This window comes from Kitasatospora sp. MY 5-36, assembly GCF_001182915.1.
Taxonomy (GTDB): domain Bacteria; phylum Actinomycetota; class Actinomycetes; order Streptomycetales; family Streptomycetaceae; genus Kitasatospora.
Genome location: NZ_LFVW01001265.1, coordinates 1 through 1,116, shown reverse-complemented (window position 1 = coordinate 1,116; position 1,116 = coordinate 1). Strand labels below are relative to the sequence as shown.

Sequence of the window (1,116 nt, the reverse complement as noted above, 5' to 3'; positions counted from 1 at the left end):
CGCCGCCCGCCGGGCAGCTGGCTCCCCGCGCCGGACGCGGCGCTGCTGCCCCCGGGGTAGGCGAAAACCGCCCCTGCCCCCGGGGGGAGGGGCAGGGACGGTGCTCAGGGGGCGGCCCGCGACGGGGCGAGGCCGGCCGCGACGGGGGCGACCCGCGACGGGGACGGCCGGCTCAGGCGGCCTTGACGGCGGAGATCTCGAAGCTGAGCTTGACCTTCTCGCCGATCAGCACGCCGCCGGTCTCCAGCGCGGCGTTGTAGGTCAGGCCGAACTCGGTGCGGTCGAGGACGGCCTTGCCCTCGAAGCCGACCCGGTCGGCGCCGTACGCGTCGGTGGCGCTGCCGGTGTACTCCAGGTCGAGCACGACCGGGCGGGTGGTGCCCTTGATGGTGAGGTCGCCGGTCATCCGGTACGAGTCGCCGCCGACCAGCTGGGCGGAGGTGCTGCGGAAGCGGATCTCCGGGTGGGCGTCGGCGGCGAAGAAGTCGCCGGTGCGCAGGTGCTCGTCGCGCTGGGCCTGGTTGGTGTCGACGCTCGCGACCTTGATCACCAGCTCGGCCGTGGAGTTGCCCGGGTGGGTCCCGTCCAGGTGCAGCGCGCCGTCGTACTCGGTGAAGCGGCCTTTGACGTTGGTGACCATCGCGTGGCGGACCGAGAAGCCGATCTCGCTGTGCGTGGTGTCGATCGTCCAGTCGCCGGTCAGGTGGGCGAGGTCCGGACCGGCCGGGGTCCGGACGGCGGCCGCGGCGGGGGCGGTGACGGTCTTGGTGCGGTTGAACAGGCCCATGGCTTCCTCCTTGGTTCGAAGCCAGTTGTTTAGGCTTCAACTTGTTGGCTCCAGCGTAGGACAACTTCGTTCAACTTTCAACCATGGCGTCCGGGCTTCCCCCGAACGGCTCAGCGGACCGGTCCTGTCGGCCCTCCCGGTTAGGCTGCGAAGAACGGTTCCCACCCCGCCCGGAAGGCCCCCGATGTTCGTCCTGCACGCGCTCTGGCGGGCGGACGGGCGGCTGGCGCTCTGGGCCGAGGACGCCCGCGCCCACCCCGGCGCCCCCGAGCCGCACCCCGACCGGCCCGCTCCGCGCGCCCACCCCTACGCCTGCCCGGCCGGCGAGC

At 73.1% G+C, this 1,116-nt stretch carries 1 protein-coding gene; it reads right to left on the bottom strand.

Annotated elements, in window-relative coordinates; translation table 11 throughout:
- Window positions 1–172 precede the first annotated feature (172 nt).
- Window positions 173–787 (bottom strand): YceI family protein, encoded by a 615-nt coding sequence (locus AE652_RS41850; RefSeq protein WP_049661334.1) that lies wholly within the window; start codon window positions 785–787, stop codon window positions 173–175.
- Between the last annotated feature and the right edge of the window lie 329 nt (window positions 788–1,116).